The 358-nt window shown below is 69.6% G+C and carries 1 protein-coding gene; it reads left to right on the top strand.

The annotated features are described in order from the left end of the window. Positions 1 to 358 (top strand): FAD-dependent oxidoreductase (locus SB751_RS28645; protein ID WP_410748869.1); only part of this gene is annotated, 358 nt, incomplete at both ends.

Genomic DNA, 358 nt, shown 5'->3' on the forward strand with positions numbered 1-358 from the left:
GGGCTATTCGCTCACCATCCCCATGAAGGACGAGGCCGCCGCGCCGGTCTCGACCATCCTGGACGAAACCTACAAGATCGCCGTCACCCGCTTCGACGACCGCATCCGCGTCGGCGGCATGGCCGAGCTGTCGGGCTTCGACCTGCGCCTGAAGGACGCGCGCCGCAAGACGCTGGAGCTGGTGGTCAATGACCTGTTCCCGGGCAGTGGCGACGTGGCCCGCGCCGAGTTCTGGACCGGCCTGCGCCCGATGACGCCGGACAGCACGCCCGTGGTCGGCCCGACCCGCTACGGCAACCTGTTCCTGAACACCGGCCACGGCACGCTGGGTTGGACCATGGCCTGCGGCTCCGGCAAG

Source organism: Cupriavidus sp. SIMBA_020 (genome assembly GCF_046535395.1).
Classification (GTDB): domain Bacteria; phylum Pseudomonadota; class Gammaproteobacteria; order Burkholderiales; family Burkholderiaceae; genus Cupriavidus; species Cupriavidus campinensis.